A 16317-nucleotide genomic window follows, 5' to 3' on the forward strand; every position below is an offset into this window, starting at 1 on the left:
TTATGAACTCAAAACCAACGATTATGACATCTATATACACGTTGAAGATGAATTCTGTTATAATTATTTGGTAATAGTTATTATAAATAAGCGGCACCAATGACTAATCATTATTTGGAAGTCGATAAGCGAAATATTTTTGTTCTTTTTTTGCTAAGCCAAAAGTATCACCTATTTTCAAAGATTTAGAAGCATATTTCAATTTTGGAATTTCAAATAAATTATTCTTTTTGTCAGTTACTTTGATTGGCAATTGAATTTCTTTTCCAGAATCTGGAGAAAGAATAGCGATGTTTTTATCTTGGAAGAGAACAGTAGTAATTTGAGTCTTCCCCAAAATTTGTAAATTATTATCTATAGATTTTGCGTTTATAAGCGCTTTTAATTCGTCTAGTGAGGGATAAATAGAATCTTTAATCACACTACTAGAAGTTGTTGTGGTTGTGGAACTACTTGTTTCTGTTTTTCTAAACAGAGAAAAAGCAATAATAAGTACAGATATCAGTACGACACTGAGTGATAAGATTATGAGGGTTTTTTTCTTCATAATAGTTATTCTCCATGATAAAATTGTTTTTTTCGGTAAAGAAGCAGAAACGACTTATTGTTGTTTCTGCTTTTTAGTTTGTAACTGCTTAGCGTAAGCTTCTATATCACTTTTAAGATATAGACGAACAGTTCCTGTACCTGAACCATATTCTAAAAAGGGTTGAATGTATTTTAAATTTACCGATTGAGAAAAACTACTGTAACTTTGTTTAGTTATTTTTGTAGCTTCTTGTCGAGTTAGCAGATTTTTTAAACACCAATCTTGAATTTCTTGATTTGTTTTTAAATTCATTTACAAATCTCCTTGTCATATTTCATATAATAAATTTATTATACTAAAAAATAAAAAAATAGCAAAAATGCATTTACTTTATACGTTAAGTTTATTATAATAAACTTAACGTATAAAGATGAAATAAATAATTAAAATGAAAGAAGGAATATAGAATGAAATTATTACGAGTATTTGCCATTGGAGCGACTATTGGTGGAGTTGCGTTAGCAACAGCTGACGAGAAAGTAGATGCGGCAGAATGGACACCACGTTCAGTGGAACAAATCAAAGCAGATATGAAAGGTAACGAATATACAATCGTTTGGGGAGATACGCTAAGTGGAATTAGCCAAGCAACAAACATTTCTGTACAAAAATTAGCAGACATGAATAAAATTGCGAATGTAGATTTGATCTATGCAGGCAATAAACTAGTTTTTGATGGAAATGTAGCAACTGTTCAGAATAACAAAGGAGAAACAGTTGCGCAATCAGTGATTCAACCACAAGATAAAGTAGATTCAACTAAACCAGTGGGGCAACCAGCAACTTCACAAGGAACAACCAGCAATAATACAACAAATTCAGCAACTCAAAATACCACAACGTCTTCAACTAATAACACAGTAGCAGGTAACACACAAACTGGTGGTCAAACAACTGGCAATACTGGAACAACAATACCAAGTAAACCAGAAAACAATGGAAGTCAAGGTGGATCAGGTTCAACAGGTGGAACAACTACTCCAAGTAAACCACAGGCTCCTACGATTACTGCAGGAAAGATTGGAAATTCAGGAATGGTATTTGCTACACATGATGAAGCATACGATTGGGCAGATGCTCAATCATCTGATGTTAATTCTCAATGGCACGTTAAAGCTTTCCTTGTTAGTCCAATTATTTATAGTGATGGTTCTCAGAAATATACAGTTGACTTTTTTGATTAATTTATGAAAAAAGATAACATAATTTTTAGAAGAAATGACGATAAGTTATTTCTTCTTTTTTTATATTCATTTATTGGAGGTGATTGATGTGTGATTACCTATTGATTGATATATTTTAGTAATTAATAGAAATATGGAGGAATCAAAAAATATGAGATGTGGAGGATTTAGCAAAGTAAAGAAAAAACTATTTTCGCTTATGTTCTTATTGAGTTTGAGTGGGGCAGTGATTCAACCAACAAGTATATTGGCTGAAGTAGAAGCATTGAATCAAGTACAAAGTAGTGATGCAGTAGAAGAACCACGAAAAGAATTGACGGAAATAAGTAGTTCCGATCACGGAGTGAATCAATCAACACAAGAACAGAAAAGTGATATTTCTGAAATAAATCAGACTACAACAAATGATGGAGAGGTGTCACAAGATAAGTTTCCTAAAGTAATTACTAAAGAAGTACCTAAAGGAACGGAACAGTATTTCTTTGGATTAAAAGATATTCAATCAGCAAATTCTTTTTCTAAACAAGAAGAGCTAGCAAAAAATTCACAGGAATGGCAATCCATTTTAAATAATGAAAGACGTTTACGCTCTGGAATGTCGTTATCGGAAAATGGAAGACAATATGTGAATATGACTAGAATAACGCCGACAGGTACGTATTATACACATGATTATATTGTTCGTTGGCGTTTGAATGGTGAGGATGTATTTTGTCTTCAAGAAGGAGCATTTACGCAATCTGGGATTTCATACAATCAACAATCTTTAGATAGTATTATTAGTAATGTTAACATAAAAAGGAAACTATCTCATTTGGGATATTTTGGTTACTACAGTAATCCTACGATGAGTAATTATGTTCTAACTCAAGTGATGGCTTGGGACACGATTGGAGGTAGTTTTGTCAATTATGGGAATATTGGGCAGAACGCCTATGAAAGTTTTAGAAATACTATTAATAATAAAATTTATAGTTTTGAGCAAAAACCTTCTTTTAATGCTAAAACATATACCATTAAATTAGGTCAGGAGATAGAAATAAGGGATAGTAAAGGTGTTTTTTCAAGTTGGTCTGGTGCTATAACAACAAATACTGCAAATATTCAAGTAAGAAAGTCTGGAAATAGTTTATTTATTAAAGCTACTAATGATTCTAAAGACGGAGTAGTGGATTTGACGTATTTGCCGGTAGGAGTTAGAGGAGTGGGCTCTTCTTATGCTTATGTAAATCCTAACGCACAAAACTTAAGTAGGTTGTATTTAAATGATCCTAATAAAACAACGATAAATGTTAAAGTACTAAAAAACGGGAATGCGAAAATCAAAAAAGTAGATGCAGACACAGGAAAAGCTATTTCTGGTGCGAAATTTAAACTTTCTTATGGTGGAAAACAGGTAGAAGTTGTCACAAATGCAAATGGGGAAGCTGATCTGAAAGACGTTCCTCATGGGACAAAAGTAACGATTCAAGAAATTCAAGCTGCCAATGGCTATGTAATTAATAAAACACCACAAACAGTCACAATTGAAGCCAATCAAACAGTTACGGCTACCTTTAAAAACAAAAAGCAAATTGGACGTTTAGATCTTATTAAGGAAGACAAAGAAACAGGAAACCAACCGCAAGGTTCAGCTCGATTAGATGGTGCAGTATATGGATTATTCGAAACAAATGGTCAGAAGGTAAAAGAAGTAACATTGAAAAAATCTGGAGATAAAGTCACTGGTTCTTTTGAAAACATGCAAATTATGCATGACTATTATGTTCAAGAAGTTAAAGCGCCAGAAGGCTACAATCTGGATCCAACAAAATATCCAGTAAATATTGCGTATGCTGGTCAAGATAAAGAAGTTGCAGTTCAATCAATGACGTTAAAAGATCAAGTCATTAAAGGTGGTATAGAAATCGTTAAAATTGGTGATAAGCCACTTGTAAAAAAAATAATGGACAAAGTGACTGGCAAGTCTGATAACGTGAAACCTAAACTAGAAGGTGCAGAATTTAAAATCACTTCTAAAACGACAGGTAAGCCAGTCAAAGTAATTACAACTGATAAAGACGGAAAAGCAAGTACAGGTAAAACATTGCCGTATGATTCTTATATCATGGAAGAAACAAAAACGCCTGAAGGGTATCTAACGATTGATCCAATCGAATTTACCATTTCAGAAGAAGATCAAAAATTCTTCTGGGTATTGGAAGATAAAATCATTGAAGCTCGTTTGCATTTGGTTAAAGTGGACGCAGAAACAGGAAAGAATATTCCTTTGAGAGATACCACGTTCAAAATTTGGGATCGATGGGCAAACGATGGAAAAGGGGATTACGTTTCAATGTGTGTTCCTAACTCGTTAGAAGTCAGTGACGAGTTTAAAACCAATGAAAAAGGGGAATTGGTCACAAGCGATAGTTTATCATTTGGTAAAGATCGCTATGAAATTCGTGAATTACGTGCGCCAGAAGGATATTTACTTGCAACTGAACCTGTTGTTTTTTCTGTAAATGAAGCTGATGCAGGTGGTGTGATTACAATTAAGTTCGAGAACATGCCACAAAAAGGTCAAGTTAAAATTCATAAAACTGGAGAAAAAGGGATTTCTACTGTCGAAAAAGAAGGTGAATATGGTAAATATGTCGATATTCAATACGATCAAATGGATTTAGCAGGTGTCAAATTCAAAGTTCGTGCGGCAGAAGACATTACAACTCCAGATGGAACAATTCGATTAGCCAAAGGAGAATATATTCAAAAAGATGGAAAAGATCTTGAATTAGTGACAAATGATTTAGGGGATACTCTTTCTGATCCTAATTTGTATTTAGGGAAATATGAAGCTATCGAAGTTGAAGCACCAAATGGATTTGTCATGTCAAAAGCTCCTATTCCTTTTGAAATAAAATACGCAGGTCAATTGATTGAATTAGCTTCCATTGATGTCAAAGTTGAAAATCCATTACAAAAAATTAATGTATACGGCTATAAAAAACAAGAAGTCGTAACTGGTTGGGAGAATGGAAAACCAACGATTGAACTTGAAAATGCGAAAAATGGTCAAGTATTCGGCTTGTATGTCGGTGAAGAAGGATTACAAATTGGTTATGATATCTTACCTGAAGGGAATGCTCTTGCTTATGCAAAAGTAGAAGACGGCAAAATTTCATTTGAAGGATTGACCTTGCCTAATATTTCAAGTAATTACTACTTGCAAGAAGTGAATGCTGGGGAAGATCATGTATTAGATAAAACAAAATATACATTCCAGTATGTTCCTTCAAGCAACGAAAAAGAGCATACGATTCATGTATTTGCAGACGGATACGCCGAAAATAAAGAAATTCTAACAAAAATGTCTCACAAAGAGATCGAAAACAAATTAGCGTATACAGACGTTGAGCTAATCAAATTGGATAACTTAGGAAACAAACCACTTGAAGGTGTTGAGTTCCAATTAATTCGTGTAGATGGTAAAAAAGATACAGTGATCGAGACGTATAAGACAGATAAAGACGGAAAAATCGCTGTGAAGAAGCTACCAACTGGAAGCTACAAATTTAAAGAAACAAAACCGTTAAATTGGTACTATCCAAATACAGATGATTTGAGCTTTAAAGTAACGCCAGAAACGAATGGACAATTGATTACGTTAAAAGCAGTCAATAAACGTCAACCAATGAAAATCACCACACTTTTAGCAACCGTAGACGGCAAAAAAGAAGCTAATCCAACGGTTGATAATACATTGCGTGATAAAGTAGAAATCAAAGGTGCGGAAGTTGGTCATACGTACTATATCGAAACGCCATACGTTGATCCAGAAACGAAAAAAGTAATGACTACTGTTGAGTCTACGTATACCGCAAAAGCTGAGAATGAAACCATTCATGTAGATATTCCAATTGCGAAAAATACAATGAAAGACGGTCAAAAAGGAGTAGCTACTCACTATATTTATTACGACAAAGAAAAAACAAAACTTGTTGGGAAAGAGGACAACTTGGCCAATAAAGACCAAACTGTCACCTTCAAAACACTTAAATTCTTACCAAAAACGAATGAATCAAGCGACGTACTAATAAGTGTGATTGGCTTGGTTCTTTTTGTTTGTGCTAGTGTCGTATGGTTTGTGAGACGTCGTCAGTCATATAAATAGGAAAAATAGAACATGAAGCAATAGGGACAGAGTGTAATAATTCCAGTAATACCACTCAGTAACCTAATACCACTTCCTGCAATCGACCAACAAGATATATTAGCCAATTTAGGAATACAATTTTTCAGGAGTAGAAACAAAAAAATAAAACGAATAAGCGGTTAGGATATTCCTAATCGCTTATTGAGTTTTAAAAGAGAGGATGAAATATAATGTGTTTTCATATGGGGAAGGTTATTTGTAACCCAGAACAATTATTTATAAAAACTTGTTTGGATAATTACAAATTATCAAACTGTAATGTCAATGTATTGATAAAAGAATGGGTGAGTAATTCTTCGTCAGACAATAAATAATCTCTTTTTTTATTTGCTAAAATAACTGAATCACAATGGAAAATATAGAAGAATTTATCGAAATCAGTAGGAAACAATTCACATTTTATTAGTGAGTTAGCATCTATATGTGCAACAGGAATAGTTTGTTTAGTTTTAATTGCTTTTTGTATTCTGTGATTACCATCTATAATAAGCCAATCTTTATATCCCCAAGGATATGGGACAGCAATAATAGGAATTGAATTAGGAGTAGAGCTTAATGAAATATCTGGTTTAGTCCAGTAATATTTTGCGTATTCTCCTAAAAAGTAACTTGTTGGAACATCTAATGCAACATTATTTTCTGCTTTTAGAGCGGATAGAATTTCGGAAACATTAAAATGAATAAATATATCTTGACTATTAAAATGAATTGGTAGTTGGAATACTTCATTTTCAAACCAATATTTTTTAACTTTTTGCTTGATATTTTGATCAAGAAGCGCATGTGTCATTCTTTTATCAGATACTTGTAGTAGTTCAATAAACGTATTTACGTATTTTTCGGTTATTCTTTTTTGAGAAAATAATTTTTTATAACTATTTTCACAAATTTCTTTTGATAATTGTTGATAGTCTAATGTGTACTTTTCTAGAAATGGTAATTTGTAAGGCATAATGATTTACTCCTTTATTTAAATAAGAATTGTAATACTACTATTGATAAATTAGATTATTATTTAAATTTATTTTATCAAAAGATATTTAGAGTGAAAATAAAGAAAAAATTAGTTGTGCCCCATATTGCCTATTAAAAAATTAGATTTAGTTCCTGCTACAAAAAAGGAAGTAGAGTTCTATAGAGCTGTAGAACACATACTTCAATATCAAGAAATGCAGATGTTATAGAAAGTTTCTATGTAAATCATAAAAATTTTTTGAAAAAAATGTGAAGTTACTTTATTGTTGAGAGATTTTGACTAAAATGTAAGGAGAAAAGCATGAAAGATAAAGATAGGACTTACAAAATAGGTTGTTTATATGGTTTTACGTATAATCCACTTATCCAGCCACCATATTGGGTTGATATATTATCTGTAAATTCTATTGAAAGATCAACAGAGTATTTGATTTTATGTTTTCCAACTAAAAATGGTTTCGTAGTTGGTGAGTTCTTAGACAATCAAAGTGGAGAGCTGTTATCTGATAAAATAAACGAATTATACTTAAATACATTTTCTTATGGAGTAATGTTTCCATTAAGAAATGATTGTTCTATGGCTTACAATTTTCAAACAATATTTGACAGAGATAAGATTAAAAAGTTTTTTTATGATCTATCAATTTCATGTGATATGTGGACATATATAAGAGACTTTTTATAATCTGATATAAAAAATGAAGGAAAGGAAGAAAATTTGTAGATGAAGAAAACAAGTAAACTATTGTCTGCTTTATTGTTATTAGGTCAAGTTGTTGGCTATACTCCATCTGTTTTAGCAGACGAAGAACAACCAACTGTTTCGACAGAGCAATCAGCGACAGTGAATGCTGACAATTCTACAACAGCTAGTACAGATACAACTAAGGAAGAAACCACAACTGATTCTTCTATTGAACAACCTGAACAAAAACCAAGTGAATCAACAGATCAACCTACTGATTCTACGACAGATAGTTCACAGACAACAGAGTCCAAACCAGAAACAACTACTCCTGGTACGACAGACTCTAGTCAACCAGAAAATAATACGCAAGAACCTACTAAGCCTTCAGAAACGAAGCCTGTGGAACAGCCAACCACAAAACCAAGTGAATCAGTGAATCAAGAAGTGACACAACCAACAAAACCTGCGGAAGTCACTCCTTCACAACCAGTTTCGAAACAGCCTTCAACCACTGGACAAAATGCACAACCAAAAGCAGAAACAAAGGCACAAACTCAAGCAACTGTGCAAGAAGAGTCAAAAGCTTACCATCAAGCACCAACTGCGCCCATTCAAGAATTAGTACCTTCTAGCAAACAGGACACCGAAGGAAACATTCATTTTGAAAAAGACGAATCAGTCGAAACATTTATTCGTAAAATTGGCGAATCTGCTCGCAAAATTGGACAAGAAAATGATTTGTATGCTTCAGTCATGATTGCACAAGCGATTTTAGAATCGGCTAGTGGTCAAAGTCAGTTAGCCCAAGCGCCAAATTACAATTTATTTGGAATCAAAGGAACACATAACGGAAAAGGTGTCTCTTTTGCGACACAAGAAGATTTAGGTAATGGGACACTCTACACTACCCAATCCACTTTTAGACAGTATGAGAACTACGAGGATAGCTTAAATGACTATGCTCAACTATTAAAAGAAGGTTTGACTGGTAATAGTCAATTTTATAGTGGTGTATGGAAAACAAACGCAAAAACTTATCAAGAAGCAACCAAATTCTTAACTGGTAGATATGCAACGGATACGAAATACAATCAAAAATTAAATGGTTTGATTGAGACCTATCATTTAACGGATTACGATAAGGAAGTCGCAGGACCACAATTAAGTAAAGAAGGATATGTCATTCCCTTAAAGAATTACACGATTTCTAGTCCATTTGGTGCTCGTGGGGGAGAATTTCATCGAGGATTAGATTTGGCAGCACCACAAGGCGAACCAATCTATGCCAGCAAGGCAGGAACGGTTATTAAAGCAGAGTTTCACCCTTCATGGGGCAATGTTGTAGCCATTGAACATGAAGATGGTACAACGGCTTTATATGCGCACCAACAAGAATATCAAGTCAAAGTTGGCGACAAAGTAAAACAAGGGCAGATTATTGGTTATGTTGGTTCTACGGGGAACAGCACAGGTAGTCATTTACACTTTGAACTTTGTTTAGATCATAGCTTAAATCAATCACAATTGGTTGATCCAGAAACAGTCTTATTCTAAGGAATAAGGCTGTTTTTTTAGGAGGAATAACATGCGATTATATATTGTTCAAAAATTTTTTGATAATGAATATCTTGAAGATCATATTATCTTTTATGACGAAGACATGATGATTCAGTATTTAAGAGAGGTCAATCAAGCTAGTTTCTTTATTTATAGAGGAATCGTTGTTGATCCGTTTTTTGAAGATATAAGAAAAACTTTTTTTGATCCTCATAAAAGTATTTCAGAACTTTTTGATGAATTTAGAAAAAATATTAAGCCAGAATATCAATTTTTGGCACAAGAATTGTTTTATAAATTCTGTCCTTTTACGGTTAAAAGTAACTAGAAACAAAGGAGATATCTATTGATAGTAGAAGAAAAATTACGAATTTGTGTGGTTGATGACGGAAAAATCAGTCGGGAAATTCCAGAAGATTTTGGACGTCTATTTTTACAACATTACATGAAATCCAATGGTTGGACAGTATCTGGAGCTGCTTTTGCTAGTAGAAATAATATTCTTGTTTGGCAAAAAGAAGAGGAAAATAAATCACTTCAGGATTTGTTGCCAATTCATATAATAGATTCTAAAATCTATGAACTTCTTGCAAATAAAGCGAATTGGCTAGATATCAAAGTTTCACTCGTAGTGAAAACTATTATTCAATGAATTTGAGTTTATAGGAGAATTGTTGATTGTGGACAATAAACACTTGAACATTAATAAAGACAATAAAAATGAAGTAATAAATAAAATATTGGCAGTATCAGAGTCAACAAAACAACAGATTTATATTGAATATCAACGTTTATTGCTTAATGCTATTATTCAATATATTTTTTATGTTTATCCCAGTGATAAACATACTATTTTGCAATGTTCATATATTCTGAATCAAGAAAACTTAAATCGAGTATTTTTGCATTTGGCTAGCTCTCATCCAGCAAGAATAAGTTACGAAAAGTTTTTAGAACAAATTTCATTTGGAAAAGAAGATGAAAATATCAACAGTATTGAAAATAATAAACTATTTCAACAAACTAAAATTTGCTTAGAAATTATTCTGAAAGAATATGAATAGTTTGTATGATGTTTTTTAGACAAAAAAGGAGAAGTTTATTTTAATGTTATTCATTTTCTGTTTATTTGTGGGTGATATATTTAGAATAGGAATAATGGCACTATTAGTTGCAGGAAAACAAGAAGATCAACACTTCGGAAGAGAATAAAAAACAGATTTATCTAATTTTTAGGAGGAAGTTTTATATTGGAAAACCAAAAATCAAATTTATATCCTGTGAAGGATTTATTATTAGAGGAAAAAGATTACAATTTTTATGCTTATAGTAAAGACATTATCAAATCTAGAGTCTCAAGAAAACTGAGAAAGAAAAAGAGTGGAATAATTGAAACAGAGTATTGTTATTGTTTACCTGATAATGCCATTAAGAATCAACTAAATTATCAAAAACAACTACCAAATGCTAGATATATTAAGAACTTATGTATTTTGGATGATCGAAAAAATATAATTCAAGAAGTACCTATTTTGAGAGTTATTCAATCTCGAAGTGGTGCATTGAACTTTGGAATCGATCGACAAACTTTAACAGAAAAAATGATGAAATAAACGATAAAAGATAAGTAGGTATTATTTGATTTTTAAAATTTTAGTTAGGAGGATGTTTCATTTGGAGAAATCAGATGAATTCAAATTGTTAATAGAAGAATTGCGAGAAGTAGTTAGTGAAGTACAACAATTGCCAGATTTTATTAAAAATTTGGAAAATCAACGAATAATCGGCAACAAATATAATGATTCAATGATAGCCAAGGAAACAAATTATTTTGAGCTAATTGCGCATTTGTTGGCATTTTTTATTCCAGAGTTAGATCCTTCAGGCGAATCCCAAAATCAGACAAAAGAAGAACGAATCAAAGAAATGGATATAATTTGTTCTAAATTGAATCAGTATTTTATACGAAATGTTCTATTTCGCCTTCAGACGACATTAGATTCAAAGGATTTTTTACAGTATATGACAGTGTGTGAGAATTTCTGTCTTCAAAGTGAAAAATTAATAGGTAAGAAGAGTTAAATGAAAAGAGGTGATCATGTTGTTATTAGAACATGTATTGAAACAAGTCATTCAAGAGACCTATCCAGATAAGAAAATTTATCAGGACTTTACAATTAAGATCGTTCCTAAAGAACTAAAATCCAAACATGGTCAATACATTCAAAATGATCGAAAAATCGAAATCTATAATTTGAGTCGTGCGCCTGGCGCAAATTTTTTAACCGCTTTGCATGAAGTGGCTCATCATATAGAAGCGATGGATCTCGGCGAAACAGCGCATAAAGAAACGTTCTATGCTCGTTTCTATCCTTTAGTCTGTACAGCGTTAAATAAAGGATATCTCAATCAAGAAGATCTTTTAATGGATAGTCAAGATTCTTCTGATTATAAGAAACTCTGTCAGTACTATGGCAATTCTTTTGCAAAGGAGTTTACAGAGTCAAAAGAAAAAGATACGGTGGTTGTTTTGGGTGCTTATCACGCACGTGCATTGCTAAAAAGACGTGATTTTTCTTACTTATCTAGTCAACATATGTGGGTAAGAAAATTTGAGAACGAAGCACAAGCCATGAGAGAACGACAAATTTTGGAAAGTTTTCACCAAGATTTTGAGTTGAAAGTCGTTTCCTTCTTAGAGCCAATTTTCATTCAAACGTATTATATTGCTGTTCCTGGTGCTTATCAATATCGTGAAATTTTACGAAAAGAAGGGTTTATCTGGAATGGGTATGGCTATAAAAATGCGTGGATAAAGAAAATTCCGAGTATAGAATACGATAAAGTACGTACTTTTCTAAAAGAACAACGATTGGCAGGAAAACGAGTACCCGAATTACAAAAATAATTGAATCAAGTGTTTTTCATATAGAAGACTCTGTGTCTTCTATTTTTTTATAAAAAAATAAAGGAGAAATGAATATGGCATTATCTGTAGAACAACGAAAAACAAAAGAGGTCGCAATGGCAGTTTTAGAAGCCAACGGCCAAGACTATGATACGGCATTAGATCAGTTCCACCAGAAAATTATTTCCGAAAATCAAGAACTGATTTTAAAAAGCTTGAAAAAACAAGCAAATAACAATCAATTTCAGAAAGGACAATACAATGGAAAATAATCAAATGAATCTTTTAGGACAAAGGAAAAAATATGGCATTTCTTTGTGGATGACATTTAGTTTAAGTGCATTAGCGGTTATTTTGCTCTTTCAACTAGTATTTCCGATGGAAGCATTTGCTGATATCCAAAGTTCAGTAAACCATGCGGGGGATTCAATCACGAAATTAGTACGGAATATTACTGCGGCAGTTGGAACAGCGGTTATTGCAAGTGCCTTTTTAGCCAACATGCTACCAATTATAGAAATTAGTCAGAAAGCAAAGATGGTTATTATTCGTGCTGGATTTTCTATTTTAGGTATTTCATTTGCGTCACAGATAGTGGATTGGGTTATGTCCATTAAATAGATTGAAAACGAAAGTTGGTGAGAATGTTGATTGAAGTTAAGATTGAAGAATCTAATGCCGTACGAATTAGAAAAGAACGCTATTCGTATGTGGAATTTGAACAACTTTCAGAAGAATTACGTCCAGAAAATTCGGTGACTTATCTCTTGGTACAAGATAAAAAAGTCTTGTATCAAGGGAAATATCAATGTGTTTCAGGTTTATCGTTTCATGAATCCATTCATTATAGTATTGAACAAATGATTCAAGCAGGCACATTAAAACAGCGTAAAGGACAGAAATTATTGGAGTTGTTAGATCAAGAATTAGCTTTTCCTGGTGGAACACAACCTTCGTCTACTTCAGTTTCTTTCACACCGTCTTCTGAAAAGAAGAACAAAAAGTACTTTTCTCTCAACCTTGATTCTTTGCAATCTTTTTTTAAGATTCATTGGAAAAAAATAGGTATAGGAGGAAGTATTTTTTTTCTTCTTTTTATTGGTATTTTGTGGAGTTCAACTCAAAAAATCAAGACGAATCCAATCGATTCTTATCAAACATTGGTTGATAAGAAAGAATATATTGTAGCGTTGAAAGAATACCCACAAAAAGAAGAAGTGTTAGTAAAGCAACTTTATCAGGAAAAAAACAAAGAAGAGTTATCTAAGCTATCAAAAGAAGGAAAATCAACTCTTGCTTTCTTTTATTTACTATTTTTAGAACACCAGTGGAAAAAAATCACAGAAATGACTGATTTGCCTGTGAATGAAGAAACACAAGGTATGCTTGGTTTTGCCTATTTAAAGCAAGGAAAAATCGAAGAAGCAGAACTGATCAACCAAGAAATTAAAAGTAAGGTATTAGACGAGCAGATTCAGCTTGCAAAAAAAGAAGAAGCTTATCAAGCCATTCATGAGAAAGATGTCAAAAAAGCAGAACAAATCAATCAAGAAATTCATGACGAAGAATTAACTGAAGATCTATCTGTGGCTAAAAGTATTGTGAATCTACTTGAAAAATATCAAAAAGACAAAGAGAATACGACACTTTCTGAATCTGAACGTAAAGAAGCAGAAGAAAACTATAAACTTTGGGAAGAAAAATTACAACAATTAGGAGGAGTTTCAAATGACGAATCAAACAACGAACAATAAAGGAAATGGGTTTCAATCGATTCCGAAAAAATGGTGGTTGATCGGATTATGTTCCGTCTCTATTCTAGGCGTAGGAGGTCTTATTACTTATAGTTATAGTACTTCACCACAACAAGAAGTAGCCAAAAAAGAGCAAGTGCATTCTATGGATAGCGATAAAGAAAGTGCAAAAGCATGGGAAAAAGTCATTGAAAAAGAAACAAAAGGTAAAGAAAAATCAACACCAAAGAGAAAAAGTAATATGGATAAGCTTTTAGGTGTATTAACAGGAGAAAATAACGAAGATGATTCAAGTATTTTTGGATTTAAAGTGTCAGATAATGACAAGAAAGATCGAACAAATCTCATTGGGGAATTAGCTAAAGCATTAGATCTACAAGAAAGCAAGGAACAAAAACGGGAAGTTAAATCAAATAGTGAAAATAAGAAAGAACCTTTATTCTTACTGACAGATAAACAACAATCGTCCAAAGAAGAAATGATTGATTTATCGAAACCTATTTTGCCAGATAAAAAGCCAGAAGTCATTTTACCTGAGAAGCCTGAAAACCCTGGAATAGATGACGAAAAACCAATTGTTCCAGATATACCTGTTTTACCAGATGATCCCAATGTACCCGTCATACCAGATATTCCTGATATTCCAGTAGATCCTACTCCCGAGCCAACACCTGATCCAGAACCAGTGCCGCCAGTTACACCAGAAGAACCAGATCACACATTAGATCAACTCATTACTACGAATAAGCTTGCTTTAACCACTGTTAAAAATAAAGCAGAACAATTGAATCAATCATTGAATCAAGTAAAGAAAGAGTTAGAAAACTTAACTATGATTGAAGAAAAAACTGCACAAACTGCAGAACAAGCAACGAATGAATGGCAAAAAGTTTCTGATCTAGTCGATGAATACAATCGTCTATCACAAGAAATCAAAAAATTGATTGAAGTCGATGGACAAGTGTTGCCAATCAATTATGAGTTATATCGCGAAACATATGAACAATTGGCTCAAAAAGTAACTGAAATCAAAGAAGCACAGAACACAGCCAATCAAACAACTACACAAATGAGTGAATCGGTTCAACAAGCACAAGAAACAGCTAATCGGTTACCAGACATGAATCAACAATATCAAGAGTTACAGACACAAATTTCTACAACTAAGGATGAGATCCAAGCTACAGTATCTAATGCACAGTCGAATGAACAAGTAAGCAATGCAGTACAGAATGAAATCACCCAAGTGACACAAGCTTCAGAAACATTAACTACAACAAATCAAGTGGTAGGTAGTCAAATAGAAGAGAGCCAACAAACTGATTATCAACCTGCTTTGGAACAAGCAAGCCAAATTGTCGAAACGGTAACGAATGAAGCGAATCAACAAAATAGCGCTGTAGATTTCGTTTTAAATGATTTTCAATCATTGCCCACTGTAGAAGAGGGAGAAACTCCTTCTACGCCTGAAACAGCTCCAGAAACGCCAGAAATGACTGATTTATCGTTAAATGAACAAAATCAATCAGAATCTTCAATGAACGCAGATACAGGTGATCAATCTACCATTTTGTCAGAAGGGGCTTCTTCGGATAGCGGCACTCAAATAGAAAATGGAGGAATCGTATAATGAGTAAAAACGATTATTATTCGTTAGTTATTCATCGATGCATGCAAGAATTTTTGATTCTTGCATGTATTTTGTTTTCTTTACCAGTGATTTTTTCTGGTTATGATTGTTTGAAATCTTATAAAATTTATTTTAGAGGATTAGGATCTGGTGATTTAGGCAGTTTGTTTCTGCTTGTTGGAATCTATTACGGTATCTTTTTGATAGTAAAAGTATTTTTTTATTATCTAAGAGGAAAATATCATTTATTTTCTTTTATTCGACACCAATTTTTTAAATGGTGGGGGTTCTATTTATTGACAGGTACATTTGGTTATTTTGATGGTTTTATTGCAGGAGATCGTTCTATTTCTGCATTTTGTTCGTTCTTGATTTTATTTATTTTTACATTCTTAGAAATTCGTTTAAATCAAGTATACGATCAGTCAATGATCACCAGTTATCAGTTATATAAGAAACAAACAACGTTGAAGTATCTGAAGTATATAGGATCAAAAAAAGAAATTGATGCAGTGATTGTACAAGACGATAGAAATATTAAGTTAAAACATACCGTTCATTATTATCGAATAAAATATACACCTTTTTTTCTAACTGTTTCTGACCATTACAATCAATCTGATTATTTCAAACGTTGTATATGGAATCTAATATTTAGTTTTTTAATTTTCTATCTAAGTATAAATGGAATGATTGAAGAACAAAACATTTTACGTTATTTAGGTCTTATCCTATTGAGTTTGTTGCTAATTATCGCTGAAGCACCAACTTCATATGAAATGTTTAGAAAAGCGAAAAAACTATTTTTGAATTATCGAAAGAAAGGAAAAAACTAAT

18 protein-coding genes are annotated in these 16317 nt (G+C 32.6%); 15 read left to right on the forward strand and 3 right to left on the reverse strand.

The window, feature by feature from the left end:
- Positions 1-103: 103 nt before the first annotated feature.
- On the reverse strand, positions 104-547 hold the full coding sequence (locus tag IGJ53_RS14675) for a hypothetical protein (RefSeq protein ID WP_259742326.1): 444 nt from the start codon (positions 545-547) through the stop codon (positions 104-106).
- Between the two features lie 54 nt (positions 548-601).
- Positions 602-841 (reverse strand): hypothetical protein, encoded by a 240-nt coding sequence (locus IGJ53_RS14680; RefSeq protein ID WP_259742327.1) that lies wholly within the window; start codon positions 839-841, stop codon positions 602-604.
- Positions 842-996: 155 nt separating this feature from the next.
- On the opposite strand from IGJ53_RS14680, the gene IGJ53_RS14685 reads away from it, so the two are divergent.
- Together IGJ53_RS14685 and IGJ53_RS14690 are read left to right on the forward strand one after the other, a co-directional pair.
- Entirely contained in the window at positions 997-1773 is a 777-nt protein-coding gene (locus tag IGJ53_RS14685) for a LysM peptidoglycan-binding domain-containing protein (protein ID WP_438750600.1), read from the forward strand.
- 151 nt (positions 1774-1924) lie between these two features.
- Positions 1925-5926, forward strand: a complete 4002-nt coding sequence (locus IGJ53_RS14690) for a SpaA isopeptide-forming pilin-related protein (RefSeq protein WP_438750603.1) — start codon at positions 1925-1927, stop codon at positions 5924-5926.
- Positions 5927-6206: 280 nt separating this feature from the next.
- Here the strand turns inward: IGJ53_RS14690 and IGJ53_RS14695 are convergent, their stop codons facing one another.
- A complete protein-coding gene (locus IGJ53_RS14695; protein ID WP_259742355.1) occupies positions 6207-6920 on the reverse strand; it encodes a hypothetical protein in 714 nt (237 codons plus the stop codon).
- A gap of 324 nt (positions 6921-7244) precedes the next feature.
- On the opposite strand from IGJ53_RS14695, the gene IGJ53_RS14700 reads away from it, so the two are divergent.
- The 13 genes from IGJ53_RS14700 (at position 7245) to IGJ53_RS14760 (ending at position 16316) form a co-directional block, all read left to right on the forward strand.
- Positions 7245-7628, forward strand: a complete 384-nt coding sequence (locus IGJ53_RS14700; RefSeq protein WP_259742354.1) for a hypothetical protein — start codon at positions 7245-7247, stop codon at positions 7626-7628.
- 39 nt (positions 7629-7667) lie between these two features.
- Positions 7668-9185, forward strand: a complete 1518-nt coding sequence (locus IGJ53_RS14705) for a peptidoglycan DD-metalloendopeptidase family protein (RefSeq protein ID WP_438750606.1) — start codon at positions 7668-7670, stop codon at positions 9183-9185.
- Positions 9186-9216: 31 nt separating this feature from the next.
- On the forward strand, positions 9217-9516 hold the full coding sequence (locus IGJ53_RS14710; protein WP_438750608.1) for a hypothetical protein: 300 nt from the start codon (positions 9217-9219) through the stop codon (positions 9514-9516).
- An 18-nt stretch (positions 9517-9534) separates the two neighbouring features.
- On the forward strand, positions 9535-9840 hold the full coding sequence (locus IGJ53_RS14715; protein ID WP_259742385.1) for a hypothetical protein: 306 nt from the start codon (positions 9535-9537) through the stop codon (positions 9838-9840).
- A 28-nt stretch (positions 9841-9868) separates the two neighbouring features.
- Positions 9869-10252, forward strand: a complete 384-nt coding sequence (locus IGJ53_RS14720) for a hypothetical protein (protein WP_259742384.1) — start codon at positions 9869-9871, stop codon at positions 10250-10252.
- A 186-nt stretch (positions 10253-10438) separates the two neighbouring features.
- Positions 10439-10801 (forward strand): hypothetical protein, encoded by a 363-nt coding sequence (locus tag IGJ53_RS14725; protein WP_376116479.1) that lies wholly within the window; start codon positions 10439-10441, stop codon positions 10799-10801.
- A 61-nt stretch (positions 10802-10862) separates the two neighbouring features.
- A complete protein-coding gene (locus IGJ53_RS14730) occupies positions 10863-11270 on the forward strand; it encodes a hypothetical protein (protein ID WP_192211821.1) in 408 nt (135 codons plus the stop codon).
- 16 nt (positions 11271-11286) lie between these two features.
- Positions 11287-12096 (forward strand): hypothetical protein, encoded by an 810-nt coding sequence (locus tag IGJ53_RS14735; protein ID WP_438750611.1) that lies wholly within the window; start codon positions 11287-11289, stop codon positions 12094-12096.
- A gap of 74 nt (positions 12097-12170) precedes the next feature.
- Positions 12171-12368 carry a hypothetical protein gene (locus IGJ53_RS14740; RefSeq protein ID WP_002334239.1) on the forward strand — a complete coding sequence of 66 codons (198 nt, stop codon included), beginning with the start codon at positions 12171-12173 and terminating at the stop codon, positions 12366-12368.
- Positions 12358-12717, forward strand: a complete 360-nt coding sequence (locus IGJ53_RS14745) for a hypothetical protein (RefSeq protein ID WP_259742199.1) — start codon at positions 12358-12360, stop codon at positions 12715-12717. Before IGJ53_RS14740 ends, IGJ53_RS14745 begins: the two co-directional genes overlap by 11 nt.
- A 23-nt stretch (positions 12718-12740) precedes the next feature.
- Complete coding sequence (locus tag IGJ53_RS14750) at positions 12741-13850, forward strand: hypothetical protein (RefSeq protein WP_438750613.1); 1110 nt, start codon at positions 12741-12743, stop codon at positions 13848-13850.
- Complete coding sequence (locus IGJ53_RS14755) at positions 13825-15480, forward strand: hypothetical protein (protein ID WP_438750615.1); 1656 nt, start codon at positions 13825-13827, stop codon at positions 15478-15480. The genes IGJ53_RS14750 and IGJ53_RS14755 overlap by 26 nt, the downstream gene beginning before the upstream one ends.
- Positions 15480-16316 carry a hypothetical protein gene (locus IGJ53_RS14760; RefSeq protein ID WP_438750617.1) on the forward strand — a complete coding sequence of 279 codons (837 nt, stop codon included), beginning with the start codon at positions 15480-15482 and terminating at the stop codon, positions 16314-16316. The genes IGJ53_RS14755 and IGJ53_RS14760 overlap by 1 nt, the downstream gene beginning before the upstream one ends.
- Position 16317: the final 1 nt, after the last annotated feature.

The sequence above is a fragment of the Enterococcus sp. DIV1283b genome (genome assembly GCF_051710965.1).
Classification (GTDB): Bacteria; Bacillota; Bacilli; order Lactobacillales; family Enterococcaceae; genus Enterococcus_B; species Enterococcus_B lactis.